We start from the raw sequence: 15,134 nt of genomic DNA, 5'->3' as shown, positions 1-15,134 counted from the left end.
CGGGCTTCGCTGTTCGCCTGCCAGTCAAACCGGTCGTCGGCGACGATCGGCACCTTGCTCAGGATCGCGACGCCGTGATGCATGCGCTGGCCGTGAAGCACGATATGCTCATAGCCGAGCGCGCGGAACGTATCGAAGGGGAAGTCGTCGTCGACGACCTTGGTTTCCTGGAGGCACAGGATGTCGGGCGCGGCTTCCTTCAGAAACTGCTCGACGATGGCGATCCGGAAGCGGACCGAGTTGATGTTCCAGGAGACGATTTTCACGCGTGCGATGTAGCGCCGCGTGGGGGTGGCGACAAGGATCGCGCGGCGGCGTGCCGATCAACGAAAAGACCCCCGCTCCGGGGGCGTGGAGCGAGGGCCGACTCAGCGTTCGTCACGCAGGCAGACAATGGGGACACCATCCGGGCAACAGGGGGAAAAATCCCGAATGCCCCACATCCGCGACTCAGCCCCTAGCGCCAGGAACCTGTCGCCGGGATGAATGAAACGACAATGCCGTTCATTTTCAGGAGGTGACCAGACTTACCGGGTCCGGCGCGGGTCGTTCCACCGGAAGGTGTTGTCGCTGACCGGTCCGCCGAACTTCTGCTTGGACAGGCGGATGGTGGTCCGGTTGTTCTGGCTGTCGAGTGCGACCCAGCCCTGCAGCATCAGCCCGCCGGGGGCGGCGGCATCGCGTGCGAACACCAAAGTGATGCGGCCATATTCAGGATGCTTGGGGTCGTTCGCCTCGACCGAGACGACGCGGTTGTCATAGCCGGGGACCAGCTTGGCATAGCGCGTGATGTCGCGACTGGGGTCGAGCAGCACGCCGAGCGGCGAATTCTTGATCGGCCAGCGCTGCACCTGCTTCACCGAATAGTCGATGAAGGTCAGTGCGCCGCCCTCGGCGACGATCAGGATCGGCACGCCCTTCTCATATTGAAACCGCAGCTTGCCCGGCTTCTTGAGCGTCAGCACGCCGGTCAGCACCTTGCCGTTGCGATCCGCCTGCGAAAAGTCGGCGGTCATCGTCGTGACCGATTGCAGGTGCTTCTGGACGGCGGCGAGGTCGCCGGTCGCCTGTGCGGCGATCGGCGACGGCACGGCGGCGACCGAGAGGGCGGCGATCGTCGCGATCACCGCGGGGCGGGTGTTGAACATCGAAATCTCCTTGGACGCCGGGCAATGCCGGGCCCGGCTTGAACGGGTTGTGAACTGGGATGCGTGAGGATCGGGTCATCGCCGCCAGAGCCTCCGTCATCCTGGGCCTGACCCGGGATCCAGCGCCGCATAGGCCGGGTCTTGGGGCTCTGGATCGCAGCCTTCGCTGGGATGACGGGCAGGGGTGTGCTGGACGCCCCCCCTCAACCCCTCAGATCGCATGCCCTTCGGTATCGCGCAGGACCTCGCGGCGTCCGACATGATCGGGCCGGCCGACGATGCCGTCCTTTTCCATCCGCTCGATCAACCGGGCGGCCGAGTTGTAGCCGATCCGCAACTGCCGCTGCAGCCACGAGGTCGACGCCTTTTGCGATTCGCAGACCAGCTGGATGGCGTTGCGATATTGCTGGTCCTCCGCCGAATCCTCGCCGGTCGGGGAGCCTTCGAGCGTGAAGCCGTCCTCGGGCTCCTCGGTTACCGACGAGATGTAATCGGGCAGGCCCTGCGACCGCCAGTGATCCGCCACCAGCCGGACCTCGTCATCGCTGACGAACGGCCCGTGGACGCGGACGATGCCCTTGCCGCCGGGCATGTAGAGCATGTCGCCCTTGCCCAGCAGCTGTTCGGCGCCCTGTTCGCCGAGAATGGTGCGCGAATCGATCTTCGACGTGACATGGAAGCTGATGCGCGTCGGCAGGTTTGCCTTGATGACGCCGGTGATCACGTCGACCGACGGCCGCTGCGTCGCCATGATCAGGTGGATGCCCGCCGCGCGCGCCTTCTGCGCCAATCGCTGGATGAGGAATTCGACCTCCTTGCCCGCGGTCATCATCAGATCGGCCAGCTCGTCGACGATCACCACGATCTGCGGCAACACGTCATATTCGAGCTTCTCCTCCTCGTACATCGGCGCGCCGGTGTCGGGGTGATAGCCGGTCTGCACCTTCCGACCCAGGGGTTGCCCCTTGGCCTTGGCACCGCGCACCTTGTCGTTGAAGCCCGCGAGGCTGCGCACGCCGACGGAGGACATCTGGCGATAGCGATCCTCCATCGTCTCAACCGCCCATTTCAGCGCGCGCACCGCCTTGGCGGGATCGGTCACGACCGGCGACAGCAGATGCGGGATGTCGTCATACATGCTCAGTTCGAGCATCTTCGGATCGATCATGATCATCCGGCACTGGTTCGGCGTCAGCTTGTACAGCAGCGACAGGATCATGCTGTTGAGCCCGACCGACTTGCCCGAGCCTGTCGTCCCGGCGACCAGCAGATGCGGCATCGGCGCGAGATCGGCGATCACCGAATCGCCCGCGATGTTCTTGCCCAGGATGATCGGCAGCTGCGCGGCCTGATCCTCGAACGTCTGGCTGCCGACGAGCTCGTGGAGCGAGACCGCCTCGCGCCGCGCATTGGGCAGTTCGATGCCGATCACATTGCGTCCCGGGATCACCGCGACGCGTGCGGAGATCGCCGACATGTTGCGCGCGATGTCGTCGGCCAGCGCGATCACGCGGCTCGCCTTGATGCCGGGCGCGGGTTCGAGCTCGTACATCGTCACGACCGGCCCCGGCCGCACCTCGATGATCGATCCCTTGACGTGGAAATCGTCGAGCACGTTCTCCAGCAGCCGCGCGTTGCGTTCGAGCCCGGCCTTGTCGACGACATTGCCCTGGCTCGGCGGCGACGGCGTCAGCAGGTCGACGCTCGGCAGCGTGTAATTGTCGCGCAGGTCGAGCTGGCGTTCCTTGGGTTTCGCCTGCGACGGCGCGTTCTGGCGGTCGGCGATGACGGGCGCGGGGCGTGGATCGGGTTCGGCGATCGCGCGCGGCTCGACGGGCTTGCGCGTCAGCGTCAGCGGCTCGTCCTCGTCGTCAGGCCCACCGACATAGCCGTCGGCCCCGTCATCATAGCCGAGCGCCGGGATCCGGTTGCGCCGGAAGCGCCACTTGCGCTCGCCCAGATCGATCTCGATGCTCTTGCCCCAGACGATCGCCCCCGCGATCGCGGCGACGAGCCCGACGGCGCGCGCCGACCAGAGTTCGGCGACCGGCTGGCCCAGGAAACCAAGACCCCAATGCACCGCATTGGCGACCGACAGGCCGATGATGCCACCCCAGCCTGCGGGAAGTGCGAGCACCGACGCGTCGGACACGAAGGCGAGCGCGCTGGCCATCAGCGCAACGCCGAGAGTCGCACCGCGCAGCATCCGCGCCCAGCGTCCGACCGGCAGGTCGCGCCACAGCCGCATCGCAAGGATCGGCCCGACCGGCAGCAGCAGCGCGACGGCGGGGCCGAACAGCGACAGCGCGATATCGGCGAACCACGCGCCCGGCGGGCCGATCAGGTTGGCCGGATAGCCGCCCGACGCGGTGTTCAGCGCCGGATCGCTGGCATGATAGCTGGCCAGCGCCAGCGCCATCAGCAACGTCGCGACGAACAGCGCGATCGCGGCGATCAGCGCGCCGCTGCGCACCGCCCCCGCCTTTACCGTCTCACGCCATAAGGCTGGCTGCGCGCGGCTGGCCATGACCTCAAATCCTTCAATGTGCGAAAATCCGACTTTTCATCGCGCCGGGCGGGTCCGACGTCAAGGCGAGCACGCGACAACACGGGTTAAAGCGACCCCGGATCGACGTTGGCAGCGGCGGGCGGGCGGGATAGAGCGGCATCATGGACACAGATGTACTCATCCTCGGTGGCGGGCTGGTCGGTGCGACGCTCGCCGTGGCGCTCGACGTGCACGGCATCTCGACGATCGTGATCGATCCGGCGGACCCCGCGGTCACGCTGGCGCCGGGCTTCGATGGCCGGGCTTCGGCCGTCGCGAGCGCGAGCCACCGGATGCTCGATGCGATCGGCGTCGGCGCGACGCTGGCGGGGCAGGGCTGCGCGATCCGCCAGATTCGCGTCAGCGACGGGCTGGAACCGGGCAAGCTCGATTTCGTCCCCGCCGCGGACGACGGCGCGCTGGGCACGATGTACGAGAACAAGCTGCTCCGTCACACGCTGTTCGATGCCGCGAGCGCGGCGGCGCATGTCGACCTGCGGATGATGACGCGCGCGACCGATCTCGACCGCAGCGCCGCGGGGGTGACCGCGACGCTCGATTCGGGCGCGGTGGTCCGCGCGCCGCTGGTCGTTGTCGCCGAGGGGCGCAAGTCGCCGACGCGCGAGGCGGCCGGGATCACGATGGCGCACTGGTCCTATGATCACACCGCGATCATCGCCGCCTTTCATCACGAACGCTCGCATGAGGATGTCGCCTACGAGATCTTCTACGCCAGCGGCCCGTTTGCGCTGCTGCCGCTGCCCGACGATGCGGAGGGGCATCGCTCCGCTATCGTGTGGACGGTCGACACGAAAAACGCCGCAGGGATGCTCAAGATGGGTGACCGCGCGTTCCTCGCCGAGGCGAGCAAGCGCATGGGCGGCTTTCTCGGCGAGCTGTCGAAGCTGACGCCGCGCTCCTCCTATCCGCTCGGCTTTCAGCACGCGGCGCGCATTACCGACACGCGGCTCGCGCTGGTCGGCGATGCGGCGCACGGCATCCACCCGATCGCTGGACAAGGGCTCAATCTCGGCTTTCGCGACGTGGCGACGCTGGCCGAAGTCCTGGTCGAGGGCAAACGCCTCGGCCTCGACCTCGGCGATGCGGCGCTGCTCGCGCGCTATCAGCGCTGGCGCGGGCTCGACACGTTCATGACCGCGGCCGCGACCGACACGCTGACCCGGCTGTTCGGCATGCCCGGCAAGACCGCGAGTGCGGTGCGCCGCTTCGGCATCAGCGCGGTCAACGCGCTACCGCCGCTCAAGGATCGCTTCATGGCAGAGGCGCGGGGTGAGAGCGGCGACCTGCCCAAGCTGCTTCAGGGTCTGACGATCTGACCATCGCCCGTCCGCGCGATCTGGCGATCGTGCGGGCGGGACAGCAGCATGACGGCGAGCGCGGCGCCGACCAGGCACATCAGCATGTCCCACTGCGTATCCCAGGGGTCGCCCTGCGTCCCGAGAAACGCGTCTGCGCCCTCGCCGAGCGAAACCGCCGCACCGAATTCGATCAGTTCGTACAGCGCGCTGATGGCGAGGCAATAGGCGAGGGCGGTGATGGTCAGCAGCCGTGGCGAGGCGATATGCCGACCCCGGATCAACAGTTCGCGCAGCACGATCGCGGGGACGAATCCCTGGATCAGGTGACCGAACCGGTCATAGGGATTGCGCGCGAGATGCAGCCAGTCCTGCACCATGAAACCGGCCGGGACGCGGGCATAGCTATAGGCGCCACCCAGCATCAGCACGAAGCCATGAAACGCGATCAGGGACAGCGCCAGAGGGGTGAAGGCGAACCGGTGACGCAGCGCCACCAGGATCGGAAAGGCGATCAGGACGGGCGCCACCTCCATCCACCAGGTGGCGCGATCAAAGGGCGACCATCCCGATGCCGCGAGCCCGACGCTCCAGGCCGCCCCCAGGATGACGAGGCGGCGGTCTGGTTTCGCCATCAGGCGGTTGCAGCACCATCGATTGGCCGCGCCTCTTCGACCAGCATCACCGGCACGCCGTCGCGGACCGGATAGGCGAGCCCGGCGGCATCGGAGATCAGCTCCTGCGCGGCTTCGTCGTAGCGCAGGGGCGTGCGCGACACCGGACAGACGAGGCGTTCGAGCAGCCAGGGATCGAGCCCGCTCATTGCAGCGTCACCTGTTCGTCGCCGTCGTGTCGCCCGAAAAACTGCATCAGCTGGATGATCAGCTCGGCGCGCGTTTCGATGTCGGGGGCCTCGAGCAGCGCCTGCTTGGCGGCGGAATCGAACGGGGCGATCTGCGCGATGCCGTTGACCAGACTCTCGTCGTCGAGCCGCGCGACCGCGTCCCAGTCGACCGCATAGCCCTGCACGTCGGCAAAGCGACGCGATTCGAGTTCGAGCGACGAGCGCCGGCCGAGCGACAGCGTGTCGTCCTCGATCACCGGCAGCAGTTCGGCCTCGACCTGGCGGAAGGGTGTGGTGACATCAAGTTCGCGGACGATGCGGAACATCGCGACGCCCTCGAGGACGACATTGTACCGTCCGTCCTCGAGCGCCTCGACCTCGGCGATCTTGCCGACGCAGCCCAGTGCGTAGAGCTCTCCATCATCACCGCGCGGCTGGATCATGCCGATCCGCCGGTCGCGCGCCATCGCGTCGCTGATCATTGCCCGATAGCGCGGCTCGAACAGGTGCAGCGGCAACTGCATGCCCGGGAACAGCAGCGCGCCGGGCAGGGGGAAGATGGAGAGCCGGGTCGTCATCCGAACAGGATCGCAGACAGGCGCCGCCGCTGTCCAGAGACCCAGGGATCCTCGAGGCCCACCACCTCGAACAATTTCAGCAGCTGCGTCCGCGCGGCGCTCTCGTTCCAGTCGCGATCCGCGGCGATGATGGCGAGAAAGTTGTCCGCGGCGGCATCGCGGTCGTTCGCCGCCATCTGGCCGTTTGCGAGTGCGAAGCGCGCGGCCAAATCGTCTGGTGCTGCCTCGACCGCGGCGATCAGTGGCGACAGGTCGGCGACCGGCGGCGCGGACTGGGCCAGCGCCAGCGCGGCCTGCGCGCGGTGGATCGCCGGATCCTTGGCGATCGCGGGGTCCAGGTTCGCAAGCCAGTCCGCCGCCTCGTCGAGCTGCCCGGTCAGGACGAGCGCGCGGACGAAGCCGGCATGGACCGCGGGGTGTTCGGGGGCCATGTCGGCGATCTGGCGGAAGATACCGAGCGCGCGTTCCCCGTCGCCCTCGGCAAGGACCTCCTCGCCCATCGCGATCAGCGGTTCGATGTCGGGGGCGTCGGTATTGGCCTCCGCTTCTATCGGCAGCTGCTTGAGCAACTGATCGAGGATCACACGCAGTTGTGAGTCGGTGCGTGCGCTGGTCATGTCGGCAACCAGCTGTCCCTGGTACATCGCATAGACGGTCGGGATCGACTTGATCTGGAATTGCGCGGCAATGAACTGGTTCTTGTCGGTATCGACCTTCGCCAGCACGACGCCCTTGTCCGCATAATCGGCGGCGACCTTTTCGAGCGTCGGCCCGAGCGCCTTGCACGGCCCGCACCATTCCGCCCAGAAGTCGATGATCACGAGTTTCGTCATCGACGGTTCGACGACATCGCGACGGAACGCCTCGACGGCGTCCTTCTCGGCAGGCGACATTCCAAGCGTGGCCAACATACACTCCCGTATTGAACTTTGCGCTATCTGGGGCGGCGGCGCGGTGATTGCCACCATCTTACCGACACTCTCAATGGAAGTCGCGCGACTTGGGCAGGACACGCACGTCGCGGGGATGCTGCGCGCGCGAGGGTTGCGACAGCGACGTCCGTGAATCCGGACTGCGCGTCGGAACGGAACGGACCACTTCGTCCGCGCGGCACAATGGCGCATCGAGTGCATGGTCCTCGGACAGGAACCGGAGCATCGCGCTGCGATCCTGGACGCGCGATGCGATCAGATGCGTGACGCCCTCCTCGCTGCGCTGGATCACCCCTTCGAGAACCATCAGCCGCGAGGCCATCACCGCGCGGCGGTTCGCCTCGAAATCGCGCGCCCAGATCAGTCCGTTGGTGACGCCGGTCTCGTCCTCGATCGTCACGAAGATCGCATTGCCCTTCCCCGGGCGCTGGCGGACGAGGACGATGCCCGCGACCCTGGCGCGCCGGCCGTCCCTGGTGGCACAGGCCTGCGCGCTCGACAGGATTCCCTCGGCGGCGAAGCGATCGCGCAGGAACGCCATCGGATGCGCCTTCAGCGACAGGCCGGTCGTCTGGTAATCCGCAGCGACCTGTTCGGACAGGGGCATCGCGGGAAGCTGTGCATCGGGTTCGACGCCCAGCTCGGGCACATCGGCGGCGGCGAACAGCGCGAGCTGCCTGGGCGGGGTACGGCGGACGTCCCACAGCGCCTCGCGGCGATCCTTGGCGAGCGAGCGGAACGCATCCGCGTCGGCGAGCAGGTTCATCGCGCGCTGCGGCAGGTCGGCGCGGCGGGCAAGGTCCTCGATCCCGGTGAAGCGCGCGAGCGTGCGCGCCGCGACGAGATTGTGCGCCCATTCCGCACGGAACCCGTCGACCTGCCGAAAGCCGAGGCGCAACGATTCCTGTCCGACCGTGGTGCCGGCTTCGAGGCCATTGTCCCACAGGCTCGCATTCACGTCGACGGGCAGCACGGTCACCCCGTGTTCGACCGCGTCGCGCACCAGCTGTGCCGGGGCGTAGAACCCCATGGGCTGCGAATTGAGCAGCGCGCAGGTGAACACCGCGGGGTGAAAGCATTTGATCCACGACGAGACATAGACCAGCCGCGCGAACGACAGCGCATGGCTTTCGGGAAAGCCGTAGGATCCGAACCCCTCGATCTGTTTGAAACAGCGTTCGGCGAACTCCGCCTCATAGCCACGGCGAACCATGCCACCGATCAGCTTGGCCTGGAAGTTATCCATGCCGCCGACCTTGCGGAACGTCGCCATCGACTTGCGCAACTGGTTCGCTTCGCCCGGCGTGAACCCGGCCGCGACGATCGCCAGCTTCATCGCCTGTTCCTGGAACAGCGGCACGCCATAGGTGAAGCGCAGCAGTTGCTGAAGTTCGTCGGGCGGGCCGAAACGCGGGTGGGGCGAGGGGAAGTCGACCTTCTCCTTGCCGCTGCGACGGCGGAGATAGGGATGGACCATGTCGCCCTCGATCGGTCCGGGGCGGACGATCGCGACCTGCACCACCAGATCATAGAGTTTGCGCGGACGCAGCCGCGGCAGCATGTTGATCTGCGCGCGGCTTTCGACCTGGAACACGCCGATGCTGTCGCCCCTGCACAGCATGTCATAGACACGGTCGTCCTCGGCGACGGCGATCGTGTCGAGCAGGTGATCGCCGTGGCCATGCTCGCGCATCAGGTCGAAGCTCTTGCGGATGCAGGTCAGCATGCCGAGCGCGAGGATATCGACCTTCATCAGCCCCAGCGCGTCGATATCGTCCTTGTCCCATTCGATGAAGGTGCGGTCCGCCATCGCGCCGTTGTGGATCGGCACCATTTCGTCGAGCCGTCCCTGCGTCAGCACGAACCCGCCGACATGCTGTGACAGATGCCGCGGAAATTCGAGCAGCCGGTCGACCATCTCGCGAAGCCGCGCGATCTCGGGATTGTCGGGATCGAACCCGGTTTCGGTGAAGCGGCGTTCGTCGAACCGGCTCGAAAAACTGCCCCAGACGGTGCTCGTCAATTTCTGCGTCACGTCTTCGGTCAGGCCCAGCGCCTTGCCGACCTCGCGCACCGTGCTCTTGGGGCGATAATGGATCACCGTCGCGGCGATCGCCGCGCGGTCGCGGCCATAGCGGCGATAAATATACTGCATCACCTCCTCGCGCCGCTCATGCTCGAAATCGACGTCGATATCGGGGGGCTCGTCGCGTTCGCTGGAGACGAAGCGCGAGAAGAGCAGGTCGTATTTCATCGGATCGACCGAGGTGACGCCGAGCAGATAGCAGACCACTGAATTGGCGGCCGAACCGCGGCCCTGACACAGGATCGGCGGGTCGCAGCTGCGCGCAAACCGGACGATGTCGGAGACGGTCAGGAAGTAATAGGCATAGTTCTTCTCGCGGATCAGCGTGAACTCCTCATGGAGCAGCGCCAGCATCCTGTCGGGTACGCGGTCGTCATAGCGTTCGAGCGCGGTCTGCCAGACGAGATGCTCCAGCCAGTCCTGCGCCTCCCATCCCGGCGGGACAGGCTCATGCGGATATTCGTAGCGCAGGTCGTCGAGCGAGAACGCGATCCGCGCCATCAGGCGGGCGCTTTGTCCCACCGCATCGGGACGATCGCGGAACAGCCGCGCCATCTCGTCCGTGTCCTTCAGATGGCGTTCGCCATTGGCGGCGAGCAGGCGACCGGCCTTGTGGATGCTGGTGCCTTCGCGGATGCAGGTGACGATGTCGTGCAGGTCGCGGTCGTCGGGATAGGCATAGAGCGCGTCGGTGGTCGCGAGCACGGGTATGCTCGCCGCGTCGGCGAGCCCCGCCAGCCGTGCCAGCCGCCGCCGATCGCGTCCGCCGCGCGGCATCGTCACGCCGAGCCAGACACAGTCCGCCCCCAGCCGCTTCACCGCGTGGAGGACGCTCGACAGGTCGCGGTCGCGGCGTTCGGGCAGCATGTCACCGTCGGGCAGCGGCGATACGGCCGTTGCGCCGCGTGCGCTGCTCTCGGGCATCACCACCAGCATCATGTCGGCATGATGCGCGATCAGGTCGCCGAGCCCGAGGATGCAGCCGCCTTTCTCGGCGCGACGGTTGCCGACCGTCAGCAAGCGGGTCAGGCGCCCCCAGCCACGCCGGGTCGAAGGATAGGCGACGATGTCGGGGGTCCCGTCCTCGAACACCAGCCGCGCCCCGACGATCAGCCGGAAGTCGATCGGCGGCAGCATCATCCCCAGCAGTCCGTCTTTGGCCTTCTTCAGCGCCTGGTGGGCGCGGACCACGCCGGCGACGGTGTTGCGGTCGGCGATGCCGATGCCACCAAGGCCCAGCTCGACCGCGCGACCGACCATGGTTCCGGCATCGCTCGCGCCGTCGAGGAACGAGAAATTGGTCGCCGCGACGAGTTCGGCAAAGGCGGAATCGGCAAAGGCGGTCACGGCGCGGTCATGCGAAGACGCCGTGGAGATACCAGCGCGGGGTCTCGACCTCGGAATACAGGCCGTGACGGAAGATCCAGAAGCGGCGGCCGCGGCGATCCTCGACCCGGTAGTAATCGCGCGTCGGAATGTCCTGACGCCGCCACCATTCGCCTGCGATGCGTTCGGGGCCTTCGCTGTGCGCGACGTCGTGGACGGTGCGGCGCCAGCGGAACCGGTGCGGCGGACCGTCCGGGACCTCGGCCATCATCGATTCGATCGGGTGCGGGGGATCGAACATATAGATCGGGCGCAGCGGCGGTTCGCCCGATTCAGGGGCGGCCCACGGCGCCGGGCGTGCACTGACCGCGGCGGCGTCCGCCGCCGGCAGCATCAGTTCGGCCTGTTCGGGAATATGGCTGTCACGCGCCGCGAACCGCCTTACCCGTGCCCGACCGAGCCGCGTGCCGAGCTGGTCGACGAGCTGCGCCACGTTCCGGTTCTGGCCATCCCGGTCCTGGCCGTCTCCCTTCTGCCCTCCCTCCAGTTTCAGCTGAGTCGCATCCAGTCGTTCGGCGAGCGCGATGTCGAGGCGGATCAGGTCATAGCCGAAGCCGGGGTCGAGCGGGTCGGCGAGACTGTCGATCCGTTCGCGGAACAGCCGCATCAGCACGGCGACGTCGCGCGTCGGCTGGCCCGTCTCGATCCGCAACCGCTGGACAAGCCCGTCGGCGCGAAACAGCCTCGCCTCCCAGCGCCTGCCACCCTCATGGCGTTCGGCGAGCTGGATCCCGGCCTCGGTCGCAAGCTCAGACAGGATCTCGAGCGCATAGTCGGTCCGCGCGATCGGCTCGGCAAAGCGGCGTTCGACGCCGATCCGTGCGATCGTCTGCCGCGGCACGATCGGGCCTTTCACTGTTCCGTCGAGCCTGCGGATCATCATCGCGGCGTCTTCGCCGAATCGCGCCGCGATCACGCTGAGCGGGCGTGCCATCACGTCGCCCACCGTCTTCAACCCGGCGCGCGACAAGGCGGTCGTCGCATCGTCGTCGAGGCCGAGTGCTGCGACCGGCAGGCGCTTCACCGCGCGGCGTTCGTCGGGGGCAGGCGCCCCTGCGAACCGCGCGAGCGCCCGCGCGGTATCCGGCGTGTCGCCAAAGGCATGTCGCACCAGCAGGCCGCGGCGGGCCAGCCGTTCCTCAAGATCGGCGGCAAGCCGGCGCTCACCCTCGAATTCATGGACGCAGCCGGCGATGTCGAGGATCAACCCGTCCGGGGCATCGAGCGCGACCGACGGGGTATAGCGCTGACATCCGTCCGCCAGCCGCTCGAGCCATTCGTGATCGGCATGCGGATCATGCTGATAGGTTTCGAGTCCGGGTACGCGTGCCCGCGCATCGGCAAGCGTCAGCCCGGGTTCGAGCCCGGCGCGAAGCGCTTCGCGGTCGAGCGACTTGAGCCGTACCCCGCCCGCAACCGACTCGACGAACGCGATCGGTGCCTCAGCCCGTCCGACGAACAGATGGGGGCGCATCGTCCGCAGCCGCTCGATCGGCAACCATGGGAATACCAGCGCCAGATAGCGGCGCGGTATCGATGCTGGTTTCAATGTCGGGTTGGGGGAGGGCTTGTTCGAAGTCATACGCGTCACGATTCCACTCCACGCGCCAGCGCAGGCCGGCCTGGCCTCCGCGTCGACGCAGCAATTCGATATCGAAGGCCGGCTTGCCCGGGGCGTCCGCGTCCAGCGGTTGCGACCGGCACGATGTCACCTGCCAGCGCGTCGCAGCGGCGCTGGGCACGGGGGCCGCATCGATCCTGAGGCTGAGTATGGTCACGCCCGAGGTTTCGGCGGCCAGCATCAGCCGACGCGTCGCCGTCAGATCGATGCTCGCCGCCCGACCCCAGGATTCGATGACCAGCGTTCCCAGCCCCTGGCATCGTGCGGCATCCGCGGCGGTGCGCAACAGGCTGGCCTCGTCATCGACCAGCGCGAGGACCAGCGACGAGACGTCGAGACCCATTTCCACCAGACCGTTTGCGTGGAGTCGCCCGCCCTGGCGTTCGCTCGCCTCGGTGCGCAGCCACAATAACGGCACCGCTCGCGCGGCCAGAGTTGTCGCGACCGCGAAACCCGCGGCGCTTGCCGAATCGTCGACTGACGCGAAGATCTCGTGCAGCTGCGCCTTGGCCATGCCCTCGGTCATCCAGGCCTCGACCGCCCGGCCATCGCGCTGCGATGGCAGGCCGGTCGTCGCGATCCGCTTGAGGCGGGCGATCAGGGCGGTCGAGTCGTTCACAATTGTTCTTGTAATGTTCTATTGGGGGAGTCGCCAAGGACATTCTTCGCGATGGTCGCTGCAAATTTTGCAAAGAAGGCGCTTGCCGGATCCGAAACCCCGGGCTAATAGCGCGCCTCACCCCGCCACCGTGTCGTTACAGACCGGCGGCACAGGCGCCAGAGCGGGCGTAGCTCAGGGGTAGAGCACAACCTTGCCAAGGTTGGGGTCGAGGGTTCGAATCCCTTCGCCCGCTCCAGTCGCTGCCTTGAACGGCAGCGGCTTTCGCCGATCGGGTGATTCCAAACCTCCACGGTAAACTCCCAGATGGCATCACGCCATACGTACGGCATGCTTGATCTATGTATGCTCGACGATGACGATTTGTTGAGGCGGACCTGACCGATAGCGGCGCCGCGTTGCTATAAATTGGTCATCTACCGCTATATTCGGAGCCGTCCGTGTCCGTTGACCAAGTTTCGTCGCGTCTCGCATTCATGGAAATGGGAGCCGATCAGCAGGCGACCGTCGCCGCCGTCCGGCCCTTGATCGAATCCCTGATCGGCGGCGCGCTCGACAAATTCTACGACCGGGTCCGCAATCAGCCCGAAACCTCGCCCTTCTTTCGCGATGCCGGCCACATGACTTCGGCCAAGTCGGCTCAGGCCAAGCACTGGATGAACATCGCACGAGGCCAGTTCGACGCGAGCTTCTATGACAGCGTACGGCGGATCGGGACCGTTCACGCGCGGATCGGGCTCGAGCCGCGATGGTATGTCGGCGCCTATGCGCTCGTTCTCGAAAATCTGCTTGCGGGGATCGGCCGCCACTACAGCCCTTGGCGGCGGCTGGTGAAGGGGCTCCGCACGCCGAGCGCGACCGATGCCGGCATCGCGATCGTCAAGGCGGCGCTGCTTGACATGGAATTGTCGCTGTCGATGTATTTCGAGGAAGCCCAGGTCGAACGCAACGCTGCGATCACGACCATGGGCAAGGCGCTGAACGCGCTTGCCGCCGGGGATCTGTCGACGACGCTGACGGGGCTCCCGGCCAGCTTCGCGCCGCTCGAGGACAGCTATAACGACGCGCTCAACCAGTTGCGCACGCTGATCGGCGCGGTGTCCGAAAGCGCCACCGCGATCCGCACCGGATCCAATGAGATCGCGCAGGCATCGGAGGATCTTGCCCGCCGGACCGAGAGCAATGCCGCGTCGCTTGAGGAGACTGCCGCGTCCGTGACCCAGATGGATGGCCGGCTTCGCGCCTCCGTGACCGCGGCCGGCCAGACGGTCGAACGCGCCGATCAGGCGATCGCGACGGTCGGGGGCGGTCGCACGGTGGCGGATCTGGCGGTACAGGCGATGGGCCGCGTATCGGACAGCGCCAAGGGCATCGACAGCGTGATCGAGGGGCTGGACAAGATCGCCTTCCAAACACGCGTCCTGGCGATGAACGCCGCGGTCGAGGCGGGAAGGGCCGGCGACGCGGGTCGCGGATTCGCGGTCGTGGCCGATCTGGTATCCGCGCTCGCGATGCGTGCGGAGGAAGAGGCCAAGCGCGCGCGCGACCAGCTGACGGTGACGCAGACCGACATCGTCACCGCGGTCGATGCGGTGACGAAGGTCGATGGTGCGCTCGCGGCGATATCGGACGACGTGGCACAGGTTCACGCCCTGCTCGCCACCATGGCGCGGGACAATCAGGCCCAGTCGGTCGCGATCACCGAGATTTCCGCGACGATCGGGACGATGGACCAGACGACGCAGCAAAATGCCGCGATGGTGGAGGAAACGTCGGCGGCAGCGCGCAACCTAGCCGCCGAGGTGGGCACGCTGGCCGACCAGGCCCGACGGTTCCGCACCGGCGACTCCCGCGCTGGCAGACCGCCGGTCGCACCTGCGAAACAGGATTATGGCCAGCCCGAAAGCTATACGTCGCCGGTCAAGCCGCTGCCGCCAGCCGCAATCCCGGCGATGGTTCGCCACGAGGACGACTGGAACTCCTTCTGACGCCCTGACAAGTCCTAGGCGACAGGCCTCGGCCGGTCGCCCGGGCGGGGCGTCAGGGGGCGGGTACG

The 15,134-nt window shown here is 67.0% G+C and carries 12 protein-coding genes and 1 tRNA gene; 3 read left to right on the top strand and 10 right to left on the bottom strand.

The window, feature by feature from the left end:
* The 3 genes from sphsw_RS12380 to sphsw_RS12370 form a co-directional block, all read right to left on the bottom strand.
* Positions 1–266: endonuclease/exonuclease/phosphatase family protein (locus sphsw_RS12380; RefSeq protein ID WP_042467189.1), on the bottom strand; the 266-nt coding region annotated here is incomplete at its 3' end.
* Between the two features lie 261 nt (positions 267–527).
* Entirely contained in the window at positions 528–1,148 is a 621-nt protein-coding gene (locus sphsw_RS12375) for a LolA family protein (protein WP_031395416.1), read from the bottom strand.
* A gap of 211 nt (positions 1,149–1,359) precedes the next feature.
* Positions 1,360–3,675 (bottom strand): DNA translocase FtsK, encoded by a 2,316-nt coding sequence (locus sphsw_RS12370; protein WP_031440889.1) that lies wholly within the window; start codon positions 3,673–3,675, stop codon positions 1,360–1,362.
* Between the two features lie 143 nt (positions 3,676–3,818).
* Between sphsw_RS12370 and sphsw_RS12365 the strand changes: the two genes are divergently transcribed.
* Entirely contained in the window at positions 3,819–5,033 is a 1,215-nt protein-coding gene (locus tag sphsw_RS12365; protein ID WP_031440888.1) for a UbiH/UbiF/VisC/COQ6 family ubiquinone biosynthesis hydroxylase, read from the top strand.
* Here the strand turns inward: sphsw_RS12365 and sphsw_RS12360 are convergent.
* The 7 genes from sphsw_RS12360 to sphsw_RS20490 form a co-directional block, all read right to left on the bottom strand.
* Positions 5,015–5,647, bottom strand: coding sequence for a DUF2238 domain-containing protein (locus tag sphsw_RS12360; RefSeq protein WP_031440887.1), 633 nt, complete (start codon positions 5,645–5,647; stop codon positions 5,015–5,017). The genes sphsw_RS12365 and sphsw_RS12360 overlap by 19 nt on opposite strands.
* Positions 5,647–5,835 (bottom strand): Trm112 family protein, encoded by a 189-nt coding sequence (locus sphsw_RS12355; protein ID WP_031440886.1) that lies wholly within the window; start codon positions 5,833–5,835, stop codon positions 5,647–5,649. Before sphsw_RS12355 ends, sphsw_RS12360 begins: the two co-directional genes overlap by 1 nt.
* Positions 5,832–6,434: an LON peptidase substrate-binding domain-containing protein gene (locus sphsw_RS12350; RefSeq protein ID WP_031395355.1), complete on the bottom strand. Its 603-nt coding sequence runs from the start codon at positions 6,432–6,434 to the stop codon at positions 5,832–5,834. Before sphsw_RS12350 ends, sphsw_RS12355 begins: the two co-directional genes overlap by 4 nt.
* Positions 6,431–7,327, bottom strand: coding sequence for a tetratricopeptide repeat protein (locus sphsw_RS12345; RefSeq protein WP_031440885.1), 897 nt, complete (start codon positions 7,325–7,327; stop codon positions 6,431–6,433). Before sphsw_RS12345 ends, sphsw_RS12350 begins: the two co-directional genes overlap by 4 nt.
* An 88-nt stretch (positions 7,328–7,415) precedes the next feature.
* Positions 7,416–10,799: an error-prone DNA polymerase gene (locus sphsw_RS12340; RefSeq protein ID WP_031440884.1), complete on the bottom strand. Its 3,384-nt coding sequence runs from the start codon at positions 10,797–10,799 to the stop codon at positions 7,416–7,418.
* A 7-nt stretch (positions 10,800–10,806) separates the two neighbouring features.
* Positions 10,807–12,312 (bottom strand): Y-family DNA polymerase, encoded by a 1,506-nt coding sequence (locus tag sphsw_RS12335; RefSeq protein ID WP_235188385.1) that lies wholly within the window; start codon positions 12,310–12,312, stop codon positions 10,807–10,809.
* Positions 12,281–13,078 (bottom strand): ImuA family protein, encoded by a 798-nt coding sequence (locus tag sphsw_RS20490; protein ID WP_031440882.1) that lies wholly within the window; start codon positions 13,076–13,078, stop codon positions 12,281–12,283. Before sphsw_RS20490 ends, sphsw_RS12335 begins: the two co-directional genes overlap by 32 nt.
* Before the next feature lie 163 nt (positions 13,079–13,241).
* Here sphsw_RS20490 and sphsw_RS12325 point away from each other — a divergent pair.
* Positions 13,242–13,316: transfer RNA gene (locus sphsw_RS12325), tRNA-Gly, on the top strand.
* 202 nt (positions 13,317–13,518) lie between these two features.
* Positions 13,519–15,066, top strand: coding sequence for a globin-coupled sensor protein (locus sphsw_RS12320; protein WP_031440881.1), 1,548 nt, complete (start codon positions 13,519–13,521; stop codon positions 15,064–15,066).
* Positions 15,067–15,134 lie beyond the last annotated feature (68 nt).

The sequence above is a fragment of the Sphingomonas sp. FUKUSWIS1 genome (assembly GCF_000733135.1).
Lineage (GTDB): Bacteria > Pseudomonadota > Alphaproteobacteria > Sphingomonadales > Sphingomonadaceae > Sphingomonas > Sphingomonas aerolata.
Note: the sequence above shows the minus strand (reverse complement) of the source record. Positions and strands in the feature narration are given on the sequence as shown.

Coding starts and splice junctions, on each gene's coding strand:
- sphsw_RS12375 (WP_031395416.1), bottom strand. CDS start 1,148: ATGTTCAACACCCGCCCCGCGGTGATCGCGACGATCGCCGCCCTCTCG.
- sphsw_RS12370 (WP_031440889.1), bottom strand. CDS start 3,675: ATGGCCAGCCGCGCGCAGCCAGCCTTATGGCGTGAGACGGTAAAGGCG.
- sphsw_RS12365 (WP_031440888.1), top strand. CDS start 3,819: ATGGACACAGATGTACTCATCCTCGGTGGCGGGCTGGTCGGTGCGACG.
- sphsw_RS12360 (WP_031440887.1), bottom strand. CDS start 5,647: ATGGCGAAACCAGACCGCCGCCTCGTCATCCTGGGGGCGGCCTGGAGC.
- sphsw_RS12355 (WP_031440886.1), bottom strand. CDS start 5,835: ATGAGCGGGCTCGATCCCTGGCTGCTCGAACGCCTCGTCTGTCCGGTG.
- sphsw_RS12350 (WP_031395355.1), bottom strand. CDS start 6,434: ATGACGACCCGGCTCTCCATCTTCCCCCTGCCCGGCGCGCTGCTGTTC.
- sphsw_RS12345 (WP_031440885.1), bottom strand. CDS start 7,327: ATGTCGCCTGCCGAGAAGGACGCCGTCGAGGCGTTCCGTCGCGATGTC.
- sphsw_RS12335 (WP_235188385.1), bottom strand. CDS start 12,312: ATGCGCCCCCATCTGTTCGTCGGACGGGCTGAGGCACCGATCGCGTTC.